This window comes from Phytomonospora endophytica (assembly GCF_014202425.1).
Lineage (GTDB): Bacteria > Actinomycetota > Actinomycetes > Mycobacteriales > Micromonosporaceae > Phytomonospora > Phytomonospora endophytica.
Window position 1 is genome coordinate 283,278 of the sequence record NZ_JACHGT010000008.1, and the last position, 22,111, is coordinate 305,388.

Annotated in this window: 29 protein-coding genes; 14 read left to right on the forward strand and 15 right to left on the reverse strand. The window is 71.4% G+C overall.

Going from position 1 to position 22,111, the window contains the following annotated elements; translation table 11 throughout:
* Positions 1-201 precede the first annotated feature (201 nt).
* Positions 202-2,982 carry an FG-GAP-like repeat-containing protein gene (locus HNR73_RS20010; protein ID WP_184789053.1) on the reverse strand — a complete coding sequence of 927 codons (2,781 nt, stop codon included), beginning with the start codon at positions 2,980-2,982 and terminating at the stop codon, positions 202-204.
* Between the two features lie 146 nt (positions 2,983-3,128).
* Between HNR73_RS20010 and HNR73_RS20015 the strand changes: the two genes are divergently transcribed.
* Together HNR73_RS20015 and HNR73_RS20020 are read left to right on the forward strand one after the other, a co-directional pair.
* A complete protein-coding gene (locus HNR73_RS20015) occupies positions 3,129-4,013 on the forward strand; it encodes a GNAT family N-acetyltransferase (RefSeq protein ID WP_184789054.1) in 885 nt (294 codons plus the stop codon).
* A 37-nt stretch (positions 4,014-4,050) separates the two neighbouring features.
* Entirely contained in the window at positions 4,051-4,338 is a 288-nt protein-coding gene (locus HNR73_RS20020; protein WP_184789055.1) for a DUF1905 domain-containing protein, read from the forward strand.
* 46 nt (positions 4,339-4,384) lie between these two features.
* Here the strand turns inward: HNR73_RS20020 and HNR73_RS20025 are convergent, their stop codons facing one another.
* Genes HNR73_RS20025 through HNR73_RS20045 form a run of 5 tightly spaced genes read right to left on the reverse strand, consistent with a single transcriptional unit; the run spans position 4,385 to position 6,691 of the window.
* Positions 4,385-4,783, reverse strand: a complete 399-nt coding sequence (locus HNR73_RS20025; RefSeq protein WP_184789056.1) for a tautomerase family protein — start codon at positions 4,781-4,783, stop codon at positions 4,385-4,387.
* A gap of 4 nt (positions 4,784-4,787) precedes the next feature.
* Positions 4,788-5,357 carry a TetR/AcrR family transcriptional regulator gene (locus HNR73_RS20030; RefSeq protein ID WP_184789057.1) on the reverse strand — a complete coding sequence of 190 codons (570 nt, stop codon included), beginning with the start codon at positions 5,355-5,357 and terminating at the stop codon, positions 4,788-4,790.
* 26 nt (positions 5,358-5,383) lie between these two features.
* A complete protein-coding gene (locus HNR73_RS20035) occupies positions 5,384-5,983 on the reverse strand; it encodes an SMI1/KNR4 family protein (protein WP_203686262.1) in 600 nt (199 codons plus the stop codon).
* Between the two features lies 1 nt (position 5,984).
* The gene (locus HNR73_RS20040) at positions 5,985-6,191 is read right to left on the reverse strand and encodes a helix-turn-helix domain-containing protein (RefSeq protein ID WP_184789058.1); all 207 of its coding nucleotides are present in this window, start codon (positions 6,189-6,191) and stop codon (positions 5,985-5,987) included.
* Positions 6,191-6,691 (reverse strand): DUF2975 domain-containing protein, encoded by a 501-nt coding sequence (locus HNR73_RS20045; protein WP_184789059.1) that lies wholly within the window; start codon positions 6,689-6,691, stop codon positions 6,191-6,193. Before HNR73_RS20045 ends, HNR73_RS20040 begins: the two co-directional genes overlap by 1 nt.
* A 117-nt stretch (positions 6,692-6,808) precedes the next feature.
* On the opposite strand from HNR73_RS20045, the gene HNR73_RS20050 reads away from it, so the two are divergent.
* Genes HNR73_RS20050 through HNR73_RS20070 form a run of 5 tightly spaced genes read left to right on the forward strand, consistent with a single transcriptional unit; the run spans position 6,809 to position 9,890 of the window.
* Complete coding sequence (locus HNR73_RS20050) at positions 6,809-7,135, forward strand: PadR family transcriptional regulator (protein ID WP_184789060.1); 327 nt, start codon at positions 6,809-6,811, stop codon at positions 7,133-7,135.
* Complete coding sequence (locus HNR73_RS20055) at positions 7,132-7,488, forward strand: DUF1048 domain-containing protein (RefSeq protein WP_184789061.1); 357 nt, start codon at positions 7,132-7,134, stop codon at positions 7,486-7,488. The genes HNR73_RS20050 and HNR73_RS20055 overlap by 4 nt, the downstream gene beginning before the upstream one ends.
* A 1-nt stretch (position 7,489) precedes the next feature.
* A complete protein-coding gene (locus HNR73_RS20060; RefSeq protein ID WP_184789062.1) occupies positions 7,490-7,786 on the forward strand; it encodes a DUF1048 domain-containing protein in 297 nt (98 codons plus the stop codon).
* 9 nt (positions 7,787-7,795) lie between these two features.
* Complete coding sequence (locus HNR73_RS20065) at positions 7,796-8,632, forward strand: HAD family hydrolase (protein ID WP_184789063.1); 837 nt, start codon at positions 7,796-7,798, stop codon at positions 8,630-8,632.
* Positions 8,633-8,651: 19 nt separating this feature from the next.
* Positions 8,652-9,890: an MFS transporter gene (locus tag HNR73_RS20070; RefSeq protein WP_184789064.1), complete on the forward strand. Its 1,239-nt coding sequence runs from the start codon at positions 8,652-8,654 to the stop codon at positions 9,888-9,890.
* Here the strand turns inward: HNR73_RS20070 and HNR73_RS20075 are convergent.
* Positions 9,845-10,426, reverse strand: a complete 582-nt coding sequence (locus HNR73_RS20075; protein ID WP_184789065.1) for a TetR/AcrR family transcriptional regulator — start codon at positions 10,424-10,426, stop codon at positions 9,845-9,847. The two genes, HNR73_RS20070 and HNR73_RS20075, sit on opposite strands and share 46 nt — an antisense overlap.
* A gap of 118 nt (positions 10,427-10,544) precedes the next feature.
* Between HNR73_RS20075 and HNR73_RS20080 the strand changes: the two genes are divergently transcribed.
* The 4 genes from HNR73_RS20080 (at position 10,545) to HNR73_RS20095 (ending at position 12,892) form a co-directional block, all read left to right on the forward strand.
* Positions 10,545-10,742 carry a DUF6243 family protein gene (locus HNR73_RS20080; RefSeq protein WP_184789066.1) on the forward strand — a complete coding sequence of 66 codons (198 nt, stop codon included), beginning with the start codon at positions 10,545-10,547 and terminating at the stop codon, positions 10,740-10,742.
* Between the two features lie 80 nt (positions 10,743-10,822).
* Positions 10,823-11,665 carry a sugar phosphate isomerase/epimerase family protein gene (locus HNR73_RS20085; RefSeq protein WP_184789067.1) on the forward strand — a complete coding sequence of 281 codons (843 nt, stop codon included), beginning with the start codon at positions 10,823-10,825 and terminating at the stop codon, positions 11,663-11,665.
* Positions 11,662-12,114, forward strand: coding sequence for a cupin domain-containing protein (locus HNR73_RS20090; protein WP_184789068.1), 453 nt, complete (start codon positions 11,662-11,664; stop codon positions 12,112-12,114). The genes HNR73_RS20085 and HNR73_RS20090 overlap by 4 nt, the downstream gene beginning before the upstream one ends.
* Before the next feature lie 61 nt (positions 12,115-12,175).
* On the forward strand, positions 12,176-12,892 hold the full coding sequence (locus tag HNR73_RS20095) for a DsbA family oxidoreductase (RefSeq protein ID WP_184789069.1): 717 nt from the start codon (positions 12,176-12,178) through the stop codon (positions 12,890-12,892).
* A 49-nt stretch (positions 12,893-12,941) separates the two neighbouring features.
* Here the strand turns inward: HNR73_RS20095 and HNR73_RS20100 are convergent, their stop codons facing one another.
* Together HNR73_RS20100 and HNR73_RS20105 are read right to left on the reverse strand one after the other, a co-directional pair.
* Positions 12,942-13,283, reverse strand: coding sequence for a DUF1801 domain-containing protein (locus HNR73_RS20100; RefSeq protein ID WP_184789070.1), 342 nt, complete (start codon positions 13,281-13,283; stop codon positions 12,942-12,944).
* A 31-nt stretch (positions 13,284-13,314) separates the two neighbouring features.
* Positions 13,315-13,959, reverse strand: a complete 645-nt coding sequence (locus tag HNR73_RS20105; RefSeq protein WP_184789071.1) for a DUF998 domain-containing protein — start codon at positions 13,957-13,959, stop codon at positions 13,315-13,317.
* A gap of 139 nt (positions 13,960-14,098) precedes the next feature.
* Between HNR73_RS20105 and HNR73_RS20110 the strand changes: the two genes are divergently transcribed.
* Both HNR73_RS20110 and HNR73_RS40795 read left to right on the forward strand, forming a co-directional pair.
* Entirely contained in the window at positions 14,099-14,428 is a 330-nt protein-coding gene (locus tag HNR73_RS20110) for a YciI family protein (RefSeq protein ID WP_184789072.1), read from the forward strand.
* Positions 14,428-16,347 (forward strand): sigma-70 family RNA polymerase sigma factor, encoded by a 1,920-nt coding sequence (locus tag HNR73_RS40795; protein WP_184789073.1) that lies wholly within the window; start codon positions 14,428-14,430, stop codon positions 16,345-16,347. The genes HNR73_RS20110 and HNR73_RS40795 overlap by 1 nt, the downstream gene beginning before the upstream one ends.
* Here HNR73_RS40795 and HNR73_RS20120 read toward each other — a convergent pair.
* Both HNR73_RS20120 and HNR73_RS20125 read right to left on the reverse strand, forming a co-directional pair.
* Positions 16,338-16,922: a cadmium resistance transporter gene (locus HNR73_RS20120; RefSeq protein WP_184789074.1), complete on the reverse strand. Its 585-nt coding sequence runs from the start codon at positions 16,920-16,922 to the stop codon at positions 16,338-16,340. The two genes, HNR73_RS40795 and HNR73_RS20120, sit on opposite strands and share 10 nt — an antisense overlap.
* Before the next feature lie 16 nt (positions 16,923-16,938).
* Positions 16,939-17,550 (reverse strand): hypothetical protein, encoded by a 612-nt coding sequence (locus tag HNR73_RS20125; protein ID WP_184789075.1) that lies wholly within the window; start codon positions 17,548-17,550, stop codon positions 16,939-16,941.
* Between the two features lie 128 nt (positions 17,551-17,678).
* On the opposite strand from HNR73_RS20125, the gene HNR73_RS20130 reads away from it, so the two are divergent.
* Entirely contained in the window at positions 17,679-18,857 is a 1,179-nt protein-coding gene (locus tag HNR73_RS20130; protein ID WP_184789076.1) for a cytochrome P450, read from the forward strand.
* Positions 18,858-19,206: 349 nt separating this feature from the next.
* Here HNR73_RS20130 and HNR73_RS20135 read toward each other — a convergent pair whose 3' ends face one another.
* The 4 genes from HNR73_RS20135 to HNR73_RS20150 are packed head-to-tail and all read right to left on the reverse strand — an operon-like array spanning position 19,207 to position 22,110.
* The gene (locus HNR73_RS20135; protein WP_239122143.1) at positions 19,207-19,500 is read right to left on the reverse strand and encodes a DUF2470 domain-containing protein; all 294 of its coding nucleotides are present in this window, start codon (positions 19,498-19,500) and stop codon (positions 19,207-19,209) included.
* Positions 19,497-20,174, reverse strand: coding sequence for a biliverdin-producing heme oxygenase (locus tag HNR73_RS20140; RefSeq protein WP_184789077.1), 678 nt, complete (start codon positions 20,172-20,174; stop codon positions 19,497-19,499). The genes HNR73_RS20135 and HNR73_RS20140 overlap by 4 nt, the downstream gene beginning before the upstream one ends.
* On the reverse strand, positions 20,171-21,022 hold the full coding sequence (locus tag HNR73_RS20145) for a heme ABC transporter ATP-binding protein (protein WP_203686265.1): 852 nt from the start codon (positions 21,020-21,022) through the stop codon (positions 20,171-20,173). The genes HNR73_RS20140 and HNR73_RS20145 overlap by 4 nt, the downstream gene beginning before the upstream one ends.
* Positions 21,019-22,110, reverse strand: a complete 1,092-nt coding sequence (locus HNR73_RS20150; RefSeq protein WP_184789079.1) for a FecCD family ABC transporter permease — start codon at positions 22,108-22,110, stop codon at positions 21,019-21,021. Before HNR73_RS20150 ends, HNR73_RS20145 begins: the two co-directional genes overlap by 4 nt.
* Position 22,111: the final 1 nt, after the last annotated feature.

Genomic DNA, 22,111 nt, shown 5'->3' on the forward strand with positions numbered 1-22,111 from the left:
CCCCCGTCGGGGCTTCGCCCCGAACCCCACCAGGGACTCCGTCCCTGGACCCGGAACTCCGTGGGGCTCACCGTCCGTGCGATCCCTTGAGGTCTCGTTCGTGTTCCCCGGCACTCCTCGCCCGCCTGGGACGCACGGGAAACGGCCCGCGACCGGGAGGTTTCCCCGGTCGCGGGCCGTTTCGTCCGCCTGCTTCGTCGCCTACCAGAAGGTCCCGAAGCCGTCGCCCGACTCGCCGGCACCGGGAACACCGGTGGAGTCCTGCGAGAAGAACTTCGCGCCCGTCCCGGTCAGGCCGCCCGACGTCGAGTACACGACCGTCAAGGCGCCGAACTTGTCCTCACCGGACGCGCCGACGATCAGGGTCATGTACCCCGTGCCCTTGACGTCGATGAAGCGCAGGCTCGAACCCCAGTAGTCACCGGTCTCGTTCCCGCCGGGGATCCCCGGCGTGTCCTGCGTCCACGACTTCGCCTTGCTCGCCGCCAGGCCCGAGCCGCTGCCCGGGATCACCGTGACGAACGCGTCGCCGGCGGAGTTGATCACCAGTTCGGCGTAGCCGTCGCGGTTGGCGTCGCCGGCGGCCAGCGTTCCGCCGTAGAAGTCGTCCGAGCCGGGGTTGCCCGGCAGACCCGCGGTCGCCTGCGTGTACTGGACCGCGCCGGTCGTGGCGATCTTCGTGCCGTTGGAGTACAGCACCGTCACCGTTCCCGCGTCGGCCTTGCGCTTGCCGTCGGTGCCCGTGACCGGCGAACCCGGCGCGGAGACCGCGAGGTCGGCCTTCAGGTCACCGTTGAAGTCGGCGAGCACGACCTGGGCGCCGAACATGTCGGAGGAGTCGCCCTTGTCGGGGTTGAAGGACCCCGAACCGCCCGGAACGCCCGAGGTGTCCTTGGTGAAGAACTGCGACCCGGCCGAGACCAGCCCGTACGTGGCGCCATAGAGGACGGTCACCGAACCGGTCGACCAGTTCTTGACCTCCCAGTCGTACATGGCGCCGGCCGCGAGGTCGTCGAAGCCGTCGCCGTTGACGTCACCGGCCGACATCGAGTAGCCGAAGAGCTCGCTGGTGTTCCCGTCGCCGGGCACGTCGTAGTCCTCGGCGTCGTGGTACTCACGGTTTCCCGAGCTCAGGCCGGTCGTCGAACCCCGCCAGACGTACACCCCGCCGTAGCCGTAGTAGCCCGCGTAGGGCTCGCCGACCGCGAGGTCGTCGATTCCGTCGCCGTTGAAGTCACCGGCGGCCATGGAGGAGCCGAGGTAGCCGCTGGAAGTGCTGACCGACAGGCTCCCGACACCGCTCGACGTCTTCAGGCCCGTCGCCGAGCCGTAGAAGATCAGCACGCTGCCCGCGTTCTTCGCCGAGCCGAGGTCCTCGCCGGCCAGTGAGGCGGCCAGGTCGGCGTAGCCGTCGCCGTTGAAGTCACCGCTGGCGGTGACCTCGCCGAGGAAGTCGCCGTCCTCGTTGCTGCCGGGGACACCGGCGCTGTCCTGGTGGATGGCGACGCTGCCCGTGCCGGTCGTACCCGCGGCGGTGCCCGGGAGGACGTAGAGCTGGCCGGTGTCGCTGTCGTCGCCCAGGTTCTCACCGGGAGTGCCGGTCACCGTCTCGGCGTAGCCGTCGTTGTTGAAGTCGAACGCGCGCGGCTTGACGGTCACCGACGTGCTCGCCGTGGCGGGCTGGTGCCCGTCGTCCCCGGCGTAGGTGAAGGTGAACTCGTTGACACCGGTGACCGCGGGGATCTGCGGCAGCGTGAACGCGCCGGACGCCGACACCGCGACGGTGCCGAGGTCGTGGACGCCGGTGCGGTCGGTGCGGGTCACCGCGACGGTCGCGGCGACGCCGGGCCCGTCGGTCATGGTCCCGGTGACCTTGAAGCGGTCGCTGAAGCGCACACCCTTGGGGGCCTTGACCGTCAGGGCCGTGCCGGCCTTGGTGGCGTAGCGCTTGAAGTGGACCGTCACGGTCCCGTTCTGGCTCGTGGTGCCGACGAGCGTGCCGTCGGCGAGGAAGGCCAGGTCTGGGCTGAGGCTGGTGTTGTAGTCGAAGGTGTACTTGCGCACGGGAGCGGCGGACGCGGCGGCGGTGAGGTCGTACACGAGGTACGAGTCGGCGCCGGGGTGGTATCCGTCGGTGACCGCGGCGAAGCGGCCGTCGGCGCTCAGGGCGATCTGACCCGCGCCGCCGGGCGTCGTGATCGTCCTCTCCCGCGTCAGGTCGGAGGTCCGGTAGATCTCCAGGTCGCCGCAGGCCGCCATGACGCGCTCGGCGTCGGCGGTCAGCGTGGTGTCGGCGCAGGACGGTCGTGTACCGGTGGCCGTCTCGACCGGCGTCTCACCGGAGACGTCGTAGAGCCGGAACATGCCGCCCGTGCCCCACTCGGAGAACAGCAGGCGGTCGGGACGGTCGGGCAGTGCGGTGAGGTTGCCGGGCTTCCCCGTGAGGATCCCGGTCGTGGCGACGCCGGTCGCGGGATCGAGGACGCCGATGCCGCCCGTGTCGATGCTGGTGCAGGACGCGTAGGAGAACCAGAGTTTCCCGCCCGTGAACGCCGCCGTGCGCGGGCACTCGGTCTCGGGGAGCACGGTGCTGCTCCTCGCCAGGGTCTGCGTGTCGATGGCGTGGATGGTGCGAGTGCTGTTGCCGTCGAGGACGTAGAGGGTCGTGCCGTCACCGCTGAGGACCATTTCCCCGGGGTTGCTGAAGCCGGTGATCGTCTGCTTCACGGTGCCGTTGTGGTCGAGCGCGATGACCGACGCTGGGATGGACAGGGAGACGAAGACCTGCTGGTGGACGGGATCGGCCACGAGATCGGCCGCGGAGCCGTTGAGTACGGCCTTCGCGTCCGGGACGACCACGACCGGCTCGGCCGCCGGATCCGCGACCGCCGCCGACGGCGTCACGGCCACGGCCCCCGCCGACGCCGCGATGATCGCGGCGGCGAAAAAGGGCAGGCGTCGAGCACGAGAGGTTCGAGACAAAGGGCACCTCGGAAATGAAAGGGCACGCGTCCGTGAAGAAGGGAAGCGCGATGGGCCCGAAGATCACATCACGCCGCTGAGGAGGGCGGTATCGGGTGAGCGGATGAACCCGAGATGACGTGGACCGGTGGGGGCACACTGACCCCATGCTCATTCGCCCGGCTGTGCCCACAGATGTCCCCGCCCGCGTCGCGGTCCACCGCGCCTGCATCAGCTATTCGATGGCCAACGAGGCCCTGATGTCCTCGCCCGACGAGCCTGGGTCGCGCACGCTGCGCCTGGTCGCGGAAGTCGACGGGAAGGTGGTCGGCAGCGGCACCGCCCAGCTCGACGTGCACGGCGCCGACGGCACGGGCTCGGTCAGTGTCATGGTCGTTCCGGAGCATCGCGGCGGAGGCGTCGGCGGTGCCCTCTACCGGCGGCTCGACGCACATCTCGGCGAGGTCGGGGCGCGCAGGATCACGGCGAACACCTTCAGCGACGATGCCGTCGGTTTCGGCGAGCGCCGTGGTTTCACGATCGGACTCGCCACCCGTGTCTCCGAGTCGGACCCGGCCGGAGTGGAGGCGGTGACGCCCCCGCCCGGGGTCACCGTGCGGTCGGCCGCCGAGCTGCCCGACCTGCGCTCCGCCCACGAGGTCGCGCTCGCCTTCGGGCCGGACGTCCCCAGCAGCACGCCTTTCGTTCCGCAGCCCTACGATGCGTGGGTCGCCGCGCGCAGCAGCGGCATCGGGCTCGACCGCGAGACCTCGTTCGTCGTTTTCGACGGTGACGTGCCGGTCGCGCTGACCCTGACCTCCCGGATCGAGAACCGCCTGATCACCCGCCTCACCGGAACGCATCCCGAGCACCGGCGGCGAGGGTTGGCGCGCCTGGCCAAGACGGCCTCGCTGTCGGCGGCCGCGGCCGCCGGCGTCGTGCGCGTCTACACGTTCAACGAGGTCGCCAACGAGGGCATCCTCGCCGTCAACGAGCGGCTGGGCTACCGGCCACACATGGTGGTTCGCGAGTTGGTTCGCGAGCCGCGCTGACTGGTCCCGGCGCCGTTTCCCGCCCTATCCTGGCCCGATGCACCTGGAGTTCAGTGGCGAGATCTGGTACTGGCGAGGCCCCGCGCCCTTCTACTTCGTCACCGTGCCCGACGCCGGGTGCGCCGAGCTGGAGGCCGCGTCGTCGGCGGTGACCTACGGCTGGGGGATGATCCCGGTGTCGGCGCGGATCGGTGGCACGGAGTGGGCGACCTCGCTGTGGCCGAAGGACGGCGCCTACATCGTCCCGTTGAAGGCGGCCGTGCGGAAGGCCGAGAAGATCGACGAGGGTGACACCGTCGCGGTACGGCTGAGCGTCGCGGTCTAGGCGGTCCCGGCGTCGGCGGCGCTCCGCGCGATTCCCAGCGTGCCGGTCAGCGCTCCTCCTCGCCGGGGGCGTACTGGGCGATCCCGTCGCCGAAGGACCAGTCGGCCGCGTCGTTCTCGTTGATCGTCACGACGACGTTGCGTGGGTGGGTCCCCGCGTAGACGCGCGCCAGTTCGGCGATCCGCCGGTACAGCGCCCGCTTCCGCTCGGCCGGACGTCCCCGCCGCATGGTGATCCCGACGAAGACGACGCCCTCGTCGCGGTGGAGGCCGAGGTAGTCGCCGTAACGCATGGTGCTCCCGGCGCCGTCGTGGCCGGTGAGGATCTGGAACAGGTCGTCACGCGGGAAACCCATCGTCTCGGTGAGCGCGTCGTGGACCGCGCGGCCGAGGGCGGCGAGCCGCGTGGCGTCGGTGGTCAGCGCGTCGATGCGCACGAGAGGCATGCCGTCACCCCTTCAGGCGTGCGCGGTCGAGCAGCGCGAGCATGCCGTCGACGGCTCGCGCGTAGACCTCCGCCGACTCCGTGGCGCGCGCGAGCACGTACCCGCCCTGGACGACCGCGACCAGGGCCGCCGCGGTCGCCGCCGGGTCGAGGGCGCCGTCGAGCTCGCCGTTCTCGCGGCCTTCGTCGAGCAGCGCGGTGAGGCGGCCGGTGAGCCAGGTGAAGGTCTCCTCGACCGGTGCCCGCAGCGCCGGGTCGGCGACGACGTCGGGGTCCTGCGCGAGACGCCCGACCGGGCAGCCGGCCAGGGCGTCGCGCTCGCGTCGCAGGTAGGCGCCGATTCGCGCGACGACGCCGCCGCGCCCGTCCAGTGTGCGCTCGGCCCGGTCGCGCAGTTCGGCGGCGTTGCGGTCGAGCGCGGCCAGCGCGAGGGCGGGTTTCCCGTCGAAGTGGTGGTACATGCTGCCCTGGCCGGCGCCCGCGCGCGCCTGGATGGCCTTCGGGCTGGTGCCGACGTAGCCGCGCTCGCGCAGGAGTTCGCGGGTGCTCTCGATCAGCCGTTCCCTCGTGTCCATCCGTACATACTAGTAGGTACAGCGTCTCAGGTCACGGGGCGCAAGGGTTTCCCGTGCAGCTCGGTCTCCCCGGCCCTCGACCACCACATCTGGCTTCCGTCATGGCCGTCGAGCAGGTACGGGTGCCAGTACCCGACCGGTCCGCCGCTGTCGAGCGCGTCGGCGACGGCAGCGAGGTAGGCGGCGATGCCGGGCCACAGGCCGTACAGGCCGCAGTCGTCGTGACTCGCCGAGCCGAGTTTCCCGTGGTCGGGGCCCGGTCGCAGGTCGATGACCTGGGAGTCGCCGTCGGACTCGGCCCACGGGATCCACAGCGGATGCCACCACGGTTCCTCGTCGCCGTCCTCGTCGTCCTCCTTGATGTCCATGCACATCTGCCAGTGGTGAGCGATGCCGGCGGCGCTCAGCGGCGGCTGCCGGGGAAAGATGTTGCCCCAGCTCGACAGCCCGTCGTGGCAGCGCAGGGACTCGCGGATCTCGGCGGGAAACTCCCGGCCGACGACGGCCTCGGCGACCGCGAGGGCGCCGTCGGTGACCGGCGGGTTGAGCAGCGCGTGGCTCACGGGGGCGTGCTTCGCGAGCCACGCGTCGATGCGCGCCCAGGAGGCGGTGATGGTCGGCGGCACGTCAGTCGTTCTCCCAGCGCAGCAGGTCGCCCGGCTGGCATTCGAGGATCTCGCAGAGCGCGTTGAGGGTCGTGAAGCGGACCGCCTTGGCGCGGCCGTTCTTGAGTACGGCCAGGTTCGCGGGCGTGATGCCGACGCGGTCGGCGAGTTCACCGACCGACATCTTGCGCTTGGCCAGCATCACGTCGATGTCGACGATGATCGGCATCAGATCACCTCGCCGAGCTCGGCTTCGAGGTGCGCGGCCTGGGCGTCGCGGGCGATGGCCTGCGCGAGGAGCAGTCGCAGGACGAAGACGATGAGGGCGACGCCGAGGACCCCGAGCCCGGCGACGCCGATGAGCAGGACGAACGCGGGTGGCGTGGTCTCGTCGCCGAGGGGTGCCAGGGCCGCGCCGAAGCCGAAGGTCAGCAGGGCGGCGAAGACGAAGGCGCCGATGACGATGTCGACGTGGCGGAAGGCGGCGGGGGAGAAGACGGTCCCGCGTTTGACCATCGTGACGAGTTTCCAGACGCAGAACAGGATGACCTCGGCGGTGACCGTGCCCAGCGCGATGATCACGATGATCGGGAGGCGCTGCGAGAGGGGTGGGTCGTTGACGTCGTGGTCGAAGATCATGATCGGGACCAGGACCGCCTGAACGAAGACCGTCCCGGCGACGAGGCCGAGGATGACGGCGCGGAGGGCTAGTACGGCGAGCTTTCCCATGGACGCTCCTTCTATCGGTGTGCGATAGAAATCTATCGAAAAACGATAGCTATGACAAGTCCGGTACTGCGTGATACCGTGTACTAGTACCTAGTGATACAAGGTAGAGGAGGTGTCGTGGACGACCTGACCGAAATGCTCAAGGGCACGCTCGAAGGCTGCGTGCTGGAGATTCTCGGCGGCGAGGAGACCTACGGGTACGCCATCACGCGCCGGCTCAACGAACTCGGCTTCGCCGGTGTCGTCGAAGGGACCGTCTACACGATCCTGCTGCGGCTGGAGCGCAACAAGCTCGTCGAGGTGACGAAGCGGCCGTCCGGATCGGGCCCGCCGCGCAAGTTCTACACGCTCAACGACGCCGGACGCGAGGAACGCTCGCGCTTCTGGGTGAAGTGGGAGTACCTCTCGACAAGGATCGACCAGCTCAAGGAGGGCCGGAGATGAAGTTCTGGGACACCGTGACCGGTGCCGACCTCACCAGGGAGTGGACGGCCATCGAGGTCCGGGCCGCGGCCCTGCCGGAGGAGCACCGGGCGGCGTGGGAGCAGATCAAGGGCCACCTGTTCGCGTACGGGAACACCTCGGGCCGCAACCTGATCCCGCTCTTCGACGCGAGCCTGGTGCTGCTTGAGGAGACCGCCGCCGACGGGCAGACCGTCCAGGAGGCGCTCGGCGACGACATCGCGGGCTTCTGCGCGGCCGTCGCCGGCGACGAAGGCGCTCGGACCTACCGCGACCGCTGGCGCGAGCAGCTGAACCGCAACGTCGCGCGCAAACTCGGCAGACTGGGAGGCTGACATGGGCATCCACGACATCATCGAGGGCAAGAGGCAGTGGCGGGCGCACCTCGCGCGGGTCAAGGCGCTGCCGCCGGACTACCGCATCGCGTACAAGGAGATGCAGCGCTACCTGCTCAAAGTCGGTGCGTTGGCTCCCGAGGGCGGCAACGTGCTGGTGGAGCTCGTGGACTTCTTCGAACAGGGCGCCGCCGACGGCGCCGGCGTACTGGAGCTCATCGGCGAGGACGTCGCGGCCTTCTGCGACGGGCTCATCGGCGAGGCCTATCGGGAGGCGCCCGGAGGGCCGTCCGCCTAGGATCCACGGATGCCCACGCCCGTACGCCCGCACCTCGCCGCCGCGCTCGCCCGGGCCGGTCACGTCCTGCTCAACTTCCGCACGGTGTCGGGTGTCAGCCGGCCCGAAGGTCTCGGCATGCGCATCCACGACCTCATGCGCGAGCGCGGCGAGAGCTTCTCGATGGTCGCGTGGTTCCTGGCCTCCGACGACGACTGGTACGCGATCGCCGTCGACCACGGCCACGGGCGCGACGCCTTCCGGCTCTTCGCCGACGCCGAGCGGGAGGCGACCGCCGACCTGCCGCCGCGACCGCACGTCGAGGAGTTCCTCGCCGCCTGCCGCGAGTCGGGACGCCGGGTGGCGATCGCGGGGAACTACGACCAGCGCGTCGTCCGCGCCTACCTCAAACGCCACGGCCTCGCCCGCCATGTCGACCGCGTGCTCTGCCGTGAGGCGCTGCTCCCGACGCCTGTCGCCGAGCTCGCCCCGGCTCTCGGCGTCGCCGGGGACACCGTCGCGGCCGTCTCCGACTCGGCGGTCGCCCTCCGGCACGCCGAGGCGGCGGGGCTGCGGGGGATCGGGTTCGTGGGAGGCGGCGACCGGCGGAAGCACCTCGCGGGGCCGGGTCGCCTGCACCTCCTCGGCGTCGGCGCCACCAAGACCGGATCCGTTCCGGCCCTGTGGCGGACCGGGCGGCGAGGCGGGTTGCTGACCGCGCAGTTCACCGGCGGCATCGAGCGTGGGCTGCCGGTCGAGGAGGCCGGGGTGAAGGCGCCCGTCGCGACCGGCCTTGCTCGCCTCGGCGAGGCGATGCTCGCGGTGCCGCCCGCTGTTGTGGGGCGGCGGAAGAGGTGGTGGCGGTAGCCCCACTACCCTCCTCACGATGCCCTCCCTCGGTCCCGACTTCCGCCGCCTCTGGACCGCCTACGCCGTCAGCGAACTCGGTTCCATGGTCGGAGCCGGCGCGCTCCCCCTCATCGCCGTCCTCGTCCTCGGCGCCTCGACCCTCCAGGTCACCCTCATGGCCGCGCTCGCCGGCATCGGCAGCGCCGCGATCGCCCTGCCCGCCGGCGGCTTCATCGAGTTCCGCCGCAAGCGCCCGATCATGGTCGCCGCCGACCTGGTGCGCTTCGCCGTCCTCAGCAGCGTCCCGCTCGCCATGGCCTTCGGTGTCCTCGGCTACTTCCAGCTGTGCGCGGTCGCCGTCGTCCAGACCGCCTGCGTCATCGTCTTCAACGCCGCCTCCGGCGCGCACCTGAAGGCCCTCGTCCCGCCCGAACGGCGCATCGAGGCCAACAGCCGTTTCGAGACGACACTGTGGACGATGCTCGCCCTCGGCCCGCCCCTCGGCGGCCTGCTCGTCTCCTGGTTCGGCGCGACCGCGGCCGTCGCCGCCAACGCCGTCAGCTTCCTGCTCTCCGCGCTCGGCATCCGCCGGATGCGTACGCCAGAGCCGGACCCGCCCCGGCGTGTCCACAAAGGACCCGACCTGACCGCGGGCTGGCGTCACATCTTCGCCCACCCGGGCCTGCACGCCCTGTTCTGGAACGCTATGGTCTTCGGCGGCGCCGTCATGCTCAGCTCGCCGCTGCTGGCCGTGCTCATGCTGCGCGAACTGGGTTTCACGCCCTTCGAGTACGGCCTCGCGATCGGCGCGCCGGGCCTCGGCGGCATCCTGGGCTCGCTCCTCGCCCGCCGGCTCGGCGCCCGCTTCGGCGAACGCGGCGTCCTGCTCGGCGTCGGTGTCCTACGTGGACTGTGGCTGGCCGTGCTGCCCTTCGCGCCGCCGGGGACGACCGGTCTCGTCGTCATCGTCGTGTCGCAGACGATGCTGCTCTTCTGCGCCGGCGTCTTCAACCCGGTCTTCGTCACCTACCGCATGAACGTCACCGGCGACGACCACATGGCGCGCGTCGGCGCCGCCTGGTCGGTGTCGGGCAAGTCGGCGCAGCCCGTCTTCATCGCCGCCGGGGGCCTCCTCGCCGCGCTGACCACGACGCGCACGGCCCTGGCGGTCGCGGCCGTCGCGGTCCTCGCGGGAGCCGCGCTGCTTCCCTGGCGCCGCAAGGCATGGGCTCACCGCAAAGCCGACAGCGCCATCCCCGCCACCGCGTCGGCGTAGGCGTCGTCGAGCGGCCCGAGGCGCAGCAGCCACCGGTAGTACACCGGCCCGAAGATGACCTCGACGGCCACGTCGAGGTCCACGTCGGCCGCGACCTGCCCCGCCTCCCGCGCCGACCGCAGCCGCGTCTTCATCGCCTCCAGGTTCGGGCCGAGGAGTCGTTCGCGGTACTCGCGGGCGAGCGCCGGGTCGGTCTGGATCTCGGTGGTCATGGCGCGGCCGGGCGCCTGGAAGCCGGGGTCGCCCATCTCGGCGACCGTCCCGCGCAGCAGCAGTCGCAGGTCGGCGGCGAGGTCGCCGGTGTCGGGCAGCGTCAGGTCGCCGTCCTCTCCCATCCGCGACAGCAGCGCGTCGAACACGACCGCGCCCTTCGACGGCCACCATCGGTAGATCGTCTGCTTGCCGACCCCGGCGCGGGCCGCGATCGCTTCAATGGTGAGCTTGGGGAAGCCGACTTCGGCGAGGAGTTCGGCGGCGGCGGCGAGGATCGCCTGTTTGGAGCGCTCACTGCGCCGGGCGGGCTGTTTGACGGTCACCGCAACACCATAGCAACAAGTGGAACGAGACGTATCGTCTTGACACGGGCGAGCGTCGGGGGCATACTCGACCACGGCGAGACGTCACGTCTCGTTACACCGACGGACGGAGAAGATCATGGCCAGGGGACGCGACGACATGCTCGGCCAGGGCGGACAGCGGCGCAAGATGTCGAAGAAGGACCTCAAGGGCGGCGCCAACGACGCGACCGGCCGCGACGAGGCCGCCGACAGCAAGGCCGCGATGCTGGAACGCATCCGCGAGCAGGCCGCCAAGCGCGCGGCGAAGAAGGAGAAACCGGCCGCCGAGGAGTAGATCCGAGGTCCGTCGGAGCAGGCATCGAAGGGGCGTGTCGGTCGACGCGCCCCTTTCCGCGTCCCCTGACACCACCGGTGATGTCAGTCTGGCGTTCGCGGACTACCCTGGTCAGGGTGTCGTCCGCCAAGGGTGCGCCCATTCTGCTCTCCACGTCCTCGGTCTACCCCGAGCCCACCGCCGTCGGTTTCGAGATGGCGGCCGAACTCGGCTACGACGGTGTCGAGGTGATGGTCTTCACCGACGCCGTCAGCCAGGACGCCGACACCCTCCTGCGCCTGTCGAAGCACTACGGCGTCCAGGTCGGTTCCGTCCACGCGCCATGCCTGCTCATGACGCAGCGGGTGTGGAGCCCCGATCCTTGGGAGCGGCTGCGCCGGAGCGCCGTCATGGCCGAGAAGCTCGGCGCCTCGACGGTGATCATCCACCCGCCTTTCGCCTGGCAGCGCGGTTACGCGCAGAACTTCGCCGAGGGCCTGGCCAGACTGGCCGAGCGCTTCTCGCCGATCCGTTTCGCCGTCGAGAACATGTACCCGGTGAAGATGGCCGGGCGGAGGTTCGTGCCGTACGCGCCCCACTGGGACCCGACGATCGCCGGTTTCCCCGACTACACCCTCGACCTCTCGCACTGCGCGGCCTCCAGCACCGACGCCTTCGCCATGCTCACCCGCATGGGCGGCGGCCTCGCGCACCTGCACCTCGGCGACGGCAGCGGCCCCGGCCACGACGAGCACGCCGTGCCCGGCCGCGGCAATCAGCCCTGCGCCGAAGTGCTGCGGCACCTGGGCGCGATCGGCTTCCGCGGCACGATCGCCGTCGAGGTGTCGACGCGCAAGGCCGGGCACCGCGCGAGGCGCGAGGCCGACCTGGCGGAGTCCCTCGCGTTCGCGCGCAAGCACCTCGTCTACGGGGACGGGACATGACCGCGATCGTCCATCCCGCGCCCTTGGAGCACCTGCGCGTCGGGACCAACGAGGTCCTGGTCCGCCTGCGGGGTGAGGACACCGGCGGCGCGCTGTCCGTTGTTGAGTTCACGTTGCCGGCGGGCTCGATGGGCGCCACGCCGCACATCCACCACGGCCATTCCGAGGAGTTCGTCGTCATCGACGGTGACGTGACCTTCGACCTCGTCGACGGTGGCCACGCCGAGGCCGCGATCGTGGGCGCGGGCGGAACGGTGACGGTCCCGCCCGGTGTCGGGCACGGGTTCCGCAACGCCTCCGGCGCACCCGCCAGACTGATCGGCCTGTTCCGGCCCGCCGGGTACGAGCAGTACTTCCGCGACGTCCACGAGATGGTCACCGCCGGGCACATGCCCACGGCCGAGGACCTCGACCGGCTCCGCGCGAAGTACGACACGACGCCCGCCTGAGCGTCCATCGTCACAATCCGTGACCGGAATACCCGTCCGGAGCCGCCCGTTGCAAGCTCACATGCGCGTAGAAATCTGGTCCGACATCGTCTGCCCCTGGTGCTACATCGGCAAAGCCCGCTTCGAGAAGGCCCTGGCCGCCTTCCCGAACCGTGATCAGGTCGAGGTCGTCCATCGCTCCTTCGAGCTCGACACGTCCGCGGCCACCTCGGACAAGTCCGGGCCGGTCGCCGAGATGCTCGCCGGGAAGTACGGGATGACGCTCGCCCAGGCCAAGAACGCCGAGAAGAGCGTCGCCGACGCCGCCGCGGGTGAGGGACTGCGCTACAACACCGAGCGCGTCAACGGCAACACCTTCGACCAGCACCGGCTGCTGCACCTCGCCAAGCGCGAGGGCCGCCAGCTGGAGACGCTCGACGCCTTCTACCGCGCCAACTTCGCCGACGCCGTGCCCGTCAACGACGTCGAGGGCACCGTCTCCGCCGCCGTGTCGGCCGGGCTCGACGAGACCGAGGTCCGCGCGACCCTGGCCGACCCCGAGGCCTTCGCCGACGAGGTCCGCGCCGACGAGCGCGAGGCCGCCGCCCTCGGCGCCTCGGGCGTCCCGTTCTTCGTGATCGACCGCAAGTACGGCATCTCCGGCGCCCAGCCGCCCGAGACCTTCGCGCAGGCCCTGTCGACGGCCTGGTCCGACGCGCACCCGACGCTGCTCACCGTCGAAGGCGACCCGAGCGCGCCCGAGTGCACTGACGACGGGTGCGCGGTGCCGCAGAAGTAGGCACGGAAAAACGCCGGGCCCAGGGCCCGGCGTCTCGCTCGGCACGTCTTCAGTTCTCCAGTTTCCCCGCGGCCTTCAGCCACCCGGCGAAGACCTCTTCGTCCACGTCGGCGACGGTCGTGAGCTTCACCGTGCCCATCCCGCGCCCGTTGAGGGCGAGGCGGTCGTCGCCGAGTTCGGCGCCCCGCCAGAAGCCGAAGGTCACGTACTTCGGGTAGGCCTTGAAGAAGGCGACCGGCCGTTCGCCTGGCTTGGCGCCCGCGCTCCACACCGGGTGGCCGTGCCAGACGGCGCCGGCGCCGGGGAGGGCCTCCTCGATCAGCGTGACGAGCTTCGCGGTGATCTCCCGCTGCTCGGTGGGAAGGGCGGCGGTGTAGTCGTTGACGCTCATGTTCATGATCCTTTCGGTGGAGTGGGTGACGTTAGCGCAGGCGGGCGGCGGAGTAGGCGACCCAGAGCATCGCGCTGAAGACACCGACGGCGAGACCGAGCGAGGCGCCGGCCTGGCCGCTCATGGCCCAGGCGTTGCCGAGCAGGATGGCGACGCCCGCGACCCTGGAGGCGACGGCGTGCCCGCGTCGGCCGGTGCGGGTGTAGAAGCGGCCCAGGACGAAGCAGGTGGCCGACAGCGCGGCGAAGGTGGCGGTACCGGCGATCATGTGGCCGGCACTGTGCCAGGACATCGTCGTCGGCAGCTCGTCGTGGCCGACGGGGAAACCCCCGCCCGGGTCCATGACGAGCAACCCGGCGGCGATCAGCCCGACGCCTGCGGTCAGCGTCAGCCTCGGCACCCACGTGGCACCGGGTTTCCCGGCCAGGGCCCGCCGGAAGCCGAAGGACCCGGCGATGGTGAGCAGCCCGGCGAGGACGAAGTTGGTGATCTGGAGCCACCCGAGGTCGCCGTTGGCCAAGGCGCTCAGCGGGTGGCGGGTGAGGTCGAAGCCCTCGCGGGTCGCGGCCTGGGTCAGCGACACCGCGATCCACAGGGGCTGGGCGACGGTGACGAGACCCAGGAGCGTGCGGGTCTTGATCGAAGGGGCGGTGCTGGTGGCGGTGATGGCGGTCATCTCGGTGCCTTTCTCGGCGTTTTCGGTGCTCGCCAACACGTCGAACCGGCAATGTGACAGGGAACGGCTACCATTCCCTGTCACATAGGTCCTTCGACGTGTTGGCGTACCGACCGAAGCGACACCCAAGGAGAACGACATGCGATACCTCATGACGACCCTTCCCACCGGCGACGAGCCCGAGTTCAACGAGCAGATGGCCGCCGAGATGGGCGCCTTCATCCAGGAACTGACCGCCTCCGGCGCGCTGCTCGCCACCGGCGGCCTTGAGCCCGGCGGCGTGCTCCTCACCTCGAAGGACGGCGACGTGACCGTCACCGACGGGCCCTTCGCCGAGGCCAAGGAGGCCGTCGTCGGCTTCGCCCTCATCGACGTCCGCTCCAAGGAGGAGGCCATCGAGCTGTCCAAGCGCTTCTGGCGGATCGTCGGCAACGGCAAGGGCATCATCCAGCAGGTCTTCGGCCCCTGATGGACCTCGCCCGCACGATCGACGCCGTCTGGAAACTGGAATCGGCGAAGATCATCGCGGCCCTCACCCGCCTGGTCCACGACGTGGGCCTGGCCGAGGAGATGGCCCAGGACGCGCTCGTCGCGGCCCTGGAGCAGTGGCCCGAGTCAGGCGTCCCGGACAACCCGGGCGCCTGGCTCACGGCCATCGCCAAACGGCGCGCCATCGACCACATCCGCCGGAGTCAGCGGCTTGAGGAGAAGCAGGAACTCCTCGCCCGTGAACTCGAACGGCCCCCCGAACCCGAGCCGGAGCGCGACGACGTGCTCCGGCTCATGTTCATGTCCTGTCACCCCTCGCTGCCGACCGAGTCGCGGGCGGCCCTCACGCTGCGCCTGCTCGGCGGGCTCACCGCCGCCGAGATCGCGCGCGCCTTCCTGACCTCCGAGGCCGTGATCACCCGCCGCATCGCCGAGGCCAAGCGCACCCTCGCCGAGGCGGGCGCGGCCTTCGAGCTGCCCGAGTCGGGCGAGCTGGCCGGGCGGCTGTCGTCGGTCCTCGAAGTCATCTACCTCGTCTACAACGAGGGCTACTCGGCCACCTCCGGCGACGACCTCATGCGACCCGGCCTGACCCTGGAGGCCCTGCGGCTGGGGCATCTCCTCGCCGATCTCGCGCCCGGCGAGTCCGAGGTGCACGGGCTCCTCGCGCTCATGGAGATCCAGGAGTCGCGCGCGGCGGCCCGGACCGGCCCCGACGGCGAGCCCGTCCGGCTGCACGAGCAGAACCGCGGACTGTGGGACCGGTTGCGCGTCCAGCGCGGATTTGCCGCGATGCTGCGGGCGCGGGCGATCGGCGGCCCGCCCGGCCCGTACCTGCTGCAGGCCGCGATCGCCGTGACCCACGCGCAGTCCGCGAGCGCCGAGGCCACCGACTGGGCGCAGATCGCCGCGCTCTACGACCTGCTGGTGCGGGTGCTGTCGACGCCCGTGGTGCGCCTCAACCGGGCCGTCGCGGTGGGCATGGCACGCGGCCCGGCCGCCGGACTGTCGCTTGTGGACGAACTGCTGGCCGACCCGGCGCTGCGCGACTACCACCTGCTGCCTGGTGTGCGCGGGGATCTGTTGCTGCGCCTCGGTCGTGACGTCGAGGCCAGGCGGGAGTTCGAGCGCGCGGCGGCCCTGACCCGCAACGCCGCCGAGCGGGCCTTCCTGCTGCGGCGGGCCGAGGCGATCGCGCCGGTCGCGGCGGGGCCGCTGCTGGGGGAGGCGGCGGCGTCGTTCCTGGCGCGCGAGGATCTCGACGCCTCGACCGTGCGCTCCTACGGCCAGACCCTGCGGCGGCTGGCGGTCTCGCTCGGCGAGCGCGTGCCCCTGTCCGAGATCGGTTCCGCCGACGTCGCCCGGGTCTTCGCGGTGGCGTGGGGAGGCGCGGCGGCGCGGACGTGGAACCGGCACCGGGCGGCGTTGCGGTCGTTCGCGTCGTGGACGTCCACGGTGGACCTTGTGGCGGAGGTCGCGCGACGGGTCGAGGAGCCGGTCGAGATCGTTGCCGTGCAGGGGATCGACGCGCTCCTCGACCGTGACGACGTCGCCCTGCGCGAGCGCGTGCTGTGGTGGATGCTGCGCGAGTCGGGTGCGACGGTGAAGGCCGTGCTGGGTCTCGGCGTCGAGGACCTCGACCTCGACGACCGCCGTGCGCCCGCCGGGACGGGCTGGGTGCAGTGGCGGTCGCGGACCGCGCGGCTGCTGCCCGGGTTGATCGACGGGCGCTCCCGGGGACCGTTGTTCCTCGCCGATCGCCGCCCCGGCCCGGGACGCATGCCCGCGCCGGGGGATCTGTGTCCGGAGACGGGGCGGGGCCGGTTGTCGTACGAGCGGGCGGAGTACCTGTTCAAGCAGGCCTCGGGAATGACGCTGCGGGCATTGCGTCAGAGGTAGGCCTCGCCGAGGATGAGCAGGCCGATGCCGATGAAGACCGCCGGGACGAGCCACTTCCCGTAACGCTCGACGACGGCGATGACCTTCGGATGCGAGCCGAGCAGCGCCCCGGCCGCGCACCACACCGCGACGCCGACGGCGAACACGGCGATGGTGAGGAGCGTCGGGCCCGTCCCGATCGTGCGGAAGACCGGTGTGTAGACGGAGATGTTGTCGGCGCCGTTGGCGATCGTGACGCCCGCGACGCCGAGCAGGCCGGCGGCCGCGACGGGCGCGGCATCCCCGTCGCGGGAACGGATCGCGGTCACCAGCCCGCGCACGCCGAGCGCGAGCGGCACGAGCCCGAGGAGGCCGACGTGGCCGTCGGGGACGATCGACAGCCCGAGGGCGGCGAGGACCGAGACGGCGACGAGCGCGGCGATGCCGAGGTACTGCCCGGTCCAGATGTGCCACGGACGCGGCCGCCCGTTCGCGCGCGAGGACAGGAAGAGCACCGTCAGCACGATGATGTCGTCGACGTTGGTTCCGGCGAACACGCCGACGGCGGTGGCGATGGTGCCCGGGGTGGCGCTCACGTGGGGAGGTTAGTGGTCAGGGCCTGACGGTGGGGTCGGGAGCCCAGGCGCTCTGCCGTTCGCGGCCGGGGAGGTCGCGCCGTCCGGACGCCCACAGCAGAGTCGCCCACGGCCCTTCCGCCGCGATCTCCACCGTCGGGAACAGCCGCGCCAGCACCCGCGCGCACACCTCCGCCGGCGGATCCCACGGCACGCCGAGGCCCGTCGCGATGTCATCGATGTGGGCCAGCGTCTCGACCAAGGCGAGGGCCTCGTATCCGCTCGGGTCGGTCACCCCGAGCGAATGGAACGCCCGCACCTCCGGGCCCTTCGCGCGCAGCACCGCCGTGAGCAGGCCGCCCGCCGCCTCCACGACCCGCAACAGTCCTTCGACGCCGGCGTCGGGGTCGGCCCAGATCGCGCTCGCCGGGCCGCCGTCGCGCATCGGCTCGACGCGGAAAGGCACGTAGCCGTCGAGCGGGGGCGTGGGCGGGCTGAGCTGGGCGGCGTAGCCGAAGAGGTCGTCGGCGAGGTGTTCGGCGGTCTCCCGGCAGGTCCACGCCACCGGACCGGCGGGGCGTTCCCAGTCGGCGGCGGGCCGGCCCGACAGCGCGGCGACGGCGAGGGGCAGCACGAGCTCAAGGTCCATTCCGAGACCCTAGGCCCGCCCTCCGACAAGGCTGAAACCGCGCTGAAACCGTCCTATTCCGCCGATCCCTACGCTGGTCACAGTGACGCATCCGAGGCCGTCACTGTGACGAAAGAGGGGCGAGAACCATGTTGATTCCCGAGACCTGGGACCTCCACCGCGGCCAGTACTGGCTGCGTGGCCGCGACCCCGAGCACGCCGTCGAGTTCGACACGGAGAAGCAGTACTGGAGCGTCCACCGCTACGCCGAAGTCGTCGCGGCCCTGTCCGACCACACGACCTTCTCCGCCGAGTACGGCCGGCTGATCCCCGACTACCCGGCCGAGGCCTTCGACGGCGACCTCACCCAGATGGACCCGCCGAAGCACCGGCAGCTGCGTGCGATCGCCGGCCGCGCGTTCACGCCGAAGGTCGTCGCCGACCTCGAACCGCGCATCCTCGAACTGACCACGGCACTGCTCGACGACGTCGCCGGGCAGGACGTCGTCGAGTTCGTCAGGGCGCTCGCGCATCCCCTGCCGGTCATCGTGATCGCCGACCTGCTCGGCATCCCCAAGAGTGACCTCGCGCTCTTCCACGCCTGGACCGAGATGGCGGTCGACCCGCCCGCCGAGTTCGACCACACCGACGAGAAGGCGATGAAGGAACTCGGCGAATCCGTCGCCGACATGAACGGGCAGATCACCGAGTACCTGCGCGAGCATCTCGCCGAGCGGCGGGTCAGGCCGCGCGAGGATCTGCTGACGCGGCTGGTCCAGGCCGAGGTCGACGGGCAGGGCCTGACCGAGATCCAGCTGACCAACTTCGTGATGCTGCTGTTCATCGCCGGGCACATCACCACGACGATGCTGCTGGGCAACACGCTCCTGTGCCTCGACCGGAACCCGGAAGCCTTCGCCGCCGTCCGTGCCGACCGTTCGCTGGTGCCGGGGGCGATCGAGGAGGCCCTGCGGGTGATGAGCCCGATCACGCAGATCCCGCGCGTCACCATGGTCGACGTCGAGATCGGCGGCGTCGTCATTCCGAAGGACAACATGGTGACGCTGTGGGCGTCGGCGGCCAACCGTGACCCGCGGCAGTTCCCCGACCCGCACCGCTACGACCCGGCGCGCGATCCCAACGCGCACCTGGCATTCGGGCGCGGCATCCACTTCTGCCTCGGCGCCCCGCTCGCGAGGCTGGAGGGACGGGTCGCGCTGAACCTGCTGCTCGACCGCTACCCGGAACTGCGGGTCGCCAAGACCCCGCTGTTCAAGCCGAATCCGGCATTCACGCGGGTGGCGGAACTGCACCTGGCGACGCGCTGACCACGCGAGGTTCGGCGCCCCGGCCCTGACCCGACCGGGGCGCCGTGTCCATGGTGGACGGTAAGGGGTCGACTGTAGTCCGCGCGGTTCTCGGGTGCCAGGGGCGTGTCAGCGGCAGGCGCGCAGGGGAGTTCCCGCAGATCGGTCGGCCGGTGGCGGGGAGATCCGAGACCGGCGACCGGGAGCGCGCCTCGTGGCGTGCGGTGGGGGGTGGCCGACCGGAATCGTCGGGTCCCGGGCCGTGGCCGGGGACGCTCGCCCACCCCCCATGACCGCGTGTCGCGCGCTCGGCGCGGACCAGGCCGGCCTCCTGATTCCCGGCGCACGTTACGCGCGGGCTCCGACAGCCTCACGCCCGCGCGTGCAGTGCCGCCGCCGACTCCCGGTACAGCCGCACGATCTCCGGCCGGACCTCCGGCCGTTCGCGAAGCGGCCGCTCCCAGGGGATCCGGATCTCCTCCTCGGTCCCGTCGACGGTGACGGCGTAGTCCCCGCCGTCGCCGTCGAAGGTGAGCATCCGGGCCGCCGTCGCGGTGGGGCGGCCACCGACACCGCGGCAGATGAGCAGCGTGTCGTCGGCGTGGTCGTGGTTCATGTGCTTGGTGATCGCGGCGATCACGTCCGCGGTGAAGGGATTGCTCACACCGACCTCCGCATCGTCGCGGCGAGCTCGGTGAGCACGGCGCCGTTGAAGTCGTAGGCGGCCAAGACCTCGTCGATGACGCGCTCCTGCTCGTCGGGTCCCCACGGCGCCTCGTCAAGGAGGCGGCGGTATCCGGCCTTCCATTCGGTCAGGTCACCGAGCCCGTCGAACACGTAGAAGCGCACGCCCGGCCCGTCGGCGAAGCCGTACAGGTCGTTCGCGGCGGCCCGGAAGGCCTGGCCGCCCGACATGTCACCGAGGTAGCGCGTGTACTGGTGCGCCACGAGTCCGGCCGGCCAGGTGCGCCCGACCGCACGGACACGATCCACATAGGACTGTGTGGCGGGCAGCGGCGTGACCGCCGACCGCCAGTCCGCGCCGACGAGCAGCCGCAGGTCGGCGTCGAATCCCGGCAGGCGCGACAGTCCCGGCACGGCGAAGCGCCCGAGCACCGGGTCCCCGGCGAGCGCCTCGACGGCCGAGTCCAGCGCCTCGTAGACGAAGTACTGCTGGGCGTGCCAGGCGGCGTAGTCGTCGAGGTGCAGTTCGCCGTCCAGCAGCGCGCCGAGGATCCCGCGCTCGGCGGGGGTGTCGTCGGCGACGCCCTGGTGCTTGGCCCAGGACGCCTTCCGGATCCGGGCGGAGAAGTTCTCGGGTGGTGCCTCGATGCTCATGGGCTCGTCCAAATCGGTTGAGGGGAAAGGTTCCTTGACCGCCGGGGCACGACGAGCAGTTCGTCGCGGCCGGGGTGGGAGAACACGTCGACGGGCTGCCGGTAGACCTCCGACAGCAGTTCGGCGGCGAAGACCTCGCGTGGGCTCCCGCACGCGGCGACGCGGCCGTCGTGCATGACCGCGACCCGGTCGCAGTAGGCGGCGGCCAGCCCGAGGTCGTGCAGGACGACGACCACGGCGTCGCCGGATCCCGCGCGGGCACGGCAGACGCGCATCACCAGCTCCTGGTGGCGCAGGTCCAGCGCGGCGGTCGGTTCGTCGAGCATGACCAGCGGCGTGCGCTGTGCCAGGACGCGCGCGAGCGCGACGCGGGCGCGCTCGCCGCCCGACAGCGAACCGAAGGGCCGCTCGGCGAAGGCGGTGACCTCGCAGAGTTCCATGGCCTCGGTGACGACGGCCTCGTCCTCGTCGGCCGCTTCCGTCGTGGCCCAGGGTGCGCGGCCCATCGCGACGACGTCGGCGACGGGGAACGGGAAGGACAGCGTCGGGTGCTGGGGGAGCACGGATCGGTGCCGGGCGAGCTCGGCGACGGTCCAGTCGCCGATCGGCCGGCCCGCGAGCGTGATGTCCCCTGTGGACGGAAGGTCGGCGGCGAGGGCGGCGAGCAGAGTCGACTTCCCGGCGCCGTTCGGCCCGACCAGCGCGAGCACCTCGCCGGTCCGGACGGTCAGGGAGACCTCGCGAAGGACCCGGCGGCCGCCGAGGGACACCGAGATGTCCGTGGCGGCGAGGAAGTCCGTGCCCGTGACCGGTCGCGTGGGTGCGGTCCGGGCGCTGCGCCACCTCATGCCCATCCTCCCTGTTTGCGGCGGGTCGCGCGCAGCAGCCAGAAGAAGAACGGGCTTCCGAGCAGGGCGGTGAGCACGCCGAGGGGCAGTTCGGCGGGTGCCGCGGCGGTGCGTGCGACGAGGTCGGCGGCGACCAGCACGAGCGCGCCGCCGAGCGCGCTTCCCGGTATGAGGAAACGATGTCCGGGCCCGGCGGCCATGCGCAGCAGGTGCGGGACGACGAGTCCGACGAAGCCGATGACCCCCGCGACGGCGACGGCCGCCGCGGTCAGCAGCGCCACCACGAGGATCAGCACGATCCGCAGCCGCTCGACGTTGACGCCGAGGTGCCGCGCGGGCCGCTCGCCGAGGGCGAGCAGGTCGAGGCGGCGGGCGTAGCGGGGCGCGACGAGCAGTCCGGCGAGCGCGCAGGGCAGGACGGCGAGGACTTTCGGCCAGGTCGCCTGGGACAGCGATCCGAGTTGCCAGAAGGTGATCCCGGTCAGCGCGCCGTTGTCGGCGGTGTACATCAGCAGCCCGATCGCCGCGCCCGCGAAGGCGTTGACGGCGATGCCGGTGAGGATCAGGGTGACGACCTCGACGCGTCCGCCGCCGCGCGAGAGGACGTAGACGGCGGCGACGGTGAGCAGGCCGGTCACGAAGCCGCAGAAGGCGATCGTCCAGTTCCCGAGGAAGGTCAGGCCGAGCGAGATCGCGCCGACGGCGCCGACGGCCGCGCCCGAGGACACCCCGATCACGCCCGGATCGGCCAGCGGGTTGCCGAACACGCCCTGCATCAGCGCGCCCGCGCAGCCGAGCGAGGCGCCGACGAGGACGGCGAGGACCACGCGCGGGAAGCGGATGTCCCACAGGACGCTCTCGGCGACCCGGTCGAGTTCGTGCCCGCCGAGACCGGCCCGGTGCAGGACCGAGGCGAACAGGTCGGAGAGCGGGATCTCGTAGGCGCCGAGGACTCCCGAGACGACGGCGATCACGACGAGTCCCGCCGCCATCCCGGCGGTCAGTACCGCCGCCCGCCCGCGGCGGACCCCCGCCGGAGCGGCCGAGGTGGCCTTTGTGGACGGTCGCGGCCGGGTGAGCAGCGCCATG

Bases quoted from the DNA above. Each gene is read 5' to 3' on its own strand.
- HNR73_RS20060 (WP_184789062.1), top strand. From the start codon at position 7,490: ATGGGCATCCACGACATCATCGAGGGCAAGAGGCAGTGGCGGGCGCAC.
- HNR73_RS20015 (WP_184789054.1), top strand. From the start codon at position 3,129: ATGCTCATTCGCCCGGCTGTGCCCACAGATGTCCCCGCCCGCGTCGCG.
- HNR73_RS20125 (WP_184789075.1), bottom strand. From the start codon at position 17,550: ATGGACCTTGAGCTCGTGCTGCCCCTCGCCGTCGCCGCGCTGTCGGGC.
- HNR73_RS20055 (WP_184789061.1), top strand. From the start codon at position 7,132: ATGAAGTTCTGGGACACCGTGACCGGTGCCGACCTCACCAGGGAGTGG.
- HNR73_RS40795 (WP_184789073.1), top strand. From the start codon at position 14,428: ATGGACCTCGCCCGCACGATCGACGCCGTCTGGAAACTGGAATCGGCG.
- HNR73_RS20150 (WP_184789079.1), bottom strand. From the start codon at position 22,110: ATGGCGCTGCTCACCCGGCCGCGACCGTCCACAAAGGCCACCTCGGCC.
- HNR73_RS20100 (WP_184789070.1), bottom strand. From the start codon at position 13,283: ATGAGCGTCAACGACTACACCGCCGCCCTTCCCACCGAGCAGCGGGAG.
- HNR73_RS20025 (WP_184789056.1), bottom strand. From the start codon at position 4,783: ATGCCTCTCGTGCGCATCGACGCGCTGACCACCGACGCCACGCGGCTC.
- HNR73_RS20030 (WP_184789057.1), bottom strand. From the start codon at position 5,357: ATGGACACGAGGGAACGGCTGATCGAGAGCACCCGCGAACTCCTGCGC.
- HNR73_RS20095 (WP_184789069.1), top strand. From the start codon at position 12,176: ATGCGCGTAGAAATCTGGTCCGACATCGTCTGCCCCTGGTGCTACATC.
- HNR73_RS20065 (WP_184789063.1), top strand. From the start codon at position 7,796: ATGCCCACGCCCGTACGCCCGCACCTCGCCGCCGCGCTCGCCCGGGCC.
- HNR73_RS20085 (WP_184789067.1), top strand. From the start codon at position 10,823: ATGTCAGTCTGGCGTTCGCGGACTACCCTGGTCAGGGTGTCGTCCGCC.
- HNR73_RS20090 (WP_184789068.1), top strand. From the start codon at position 11,662: ATGACCGCGATCGTCCATCCCGCGCCCTTGGAGCACCTGCGCGTCGGG.
- HNR73_RS20145 (WP_203686265.1), bottom strand. From the start codon at position 21,022: ATGAGGTGGCGCAGCGCCCGGACCGCACCCACGCGACCGGTCACGGGC.
- HNR73_RS20045 (WP_184789059.1), bottom strand. From the start codon at position 6,691: ATGGGAAAGCTCGCCGTACTAGCCCTCCGCGCCGTCATCCTCGGCCTC.
- HNR73_RS20110 (WP_184789072.1), top strand. From the start codon at position 14,099: ATGCGATACCTCATGACGACCCTTCCCACCGGCGACGAGCCCGAGTTC.
- HNR73_RS20020 (WP_184789055.1), top strand. From the start codon at position 4,051: ATGCACCTGGAGTTCAGTGGCGAGATCTGGTACTGGCGAGGCCCCGCG.
- HNR73_RS20070 (WP_184789064.1), top strand. From the start codon at position 8,652: ATGCCCTCCCTCGGTCCCGACTTCCGCCGCCTCTGGACCGCCTACGCC.
- HNR73_RS20080 (WP_184789066.1), top strand. From the start codon at position 10,545: ATGGCCAGGGGACGCGACGACATGCTCGGCCAGGGCGGACAGCGGCGC.
- HNR73_RS20130 (WP_184789076.1), top strand. From the start codon at position 17,679: ATGTTGATTCCCGAGACCTGGGACCTCCACCGCGGCCAGTACTGGCTG.
- HNR73_RS20140 (WP_184789077.1), bottom strand. From the start codon at position 20,174: ATGAGCATCGAGGCACCACCCGAGAACTTCTCCGCCCGGATCCGGAAG.
- HNR73_RS20040 (WP_184789058.1), bottom strand. From the start codon at position 6,191: ATGCCGATCATCGTCGACATCGACGTGATGCTGGCCAAGCGCAAGATG.
- HNR73_RS20105 (WP_184789071.1), bottom strand. From the start codon at position 13,959: ATGACCGCCATCACCGCCACCAGCACCGCCCCTTCGATCAAGACCCGC.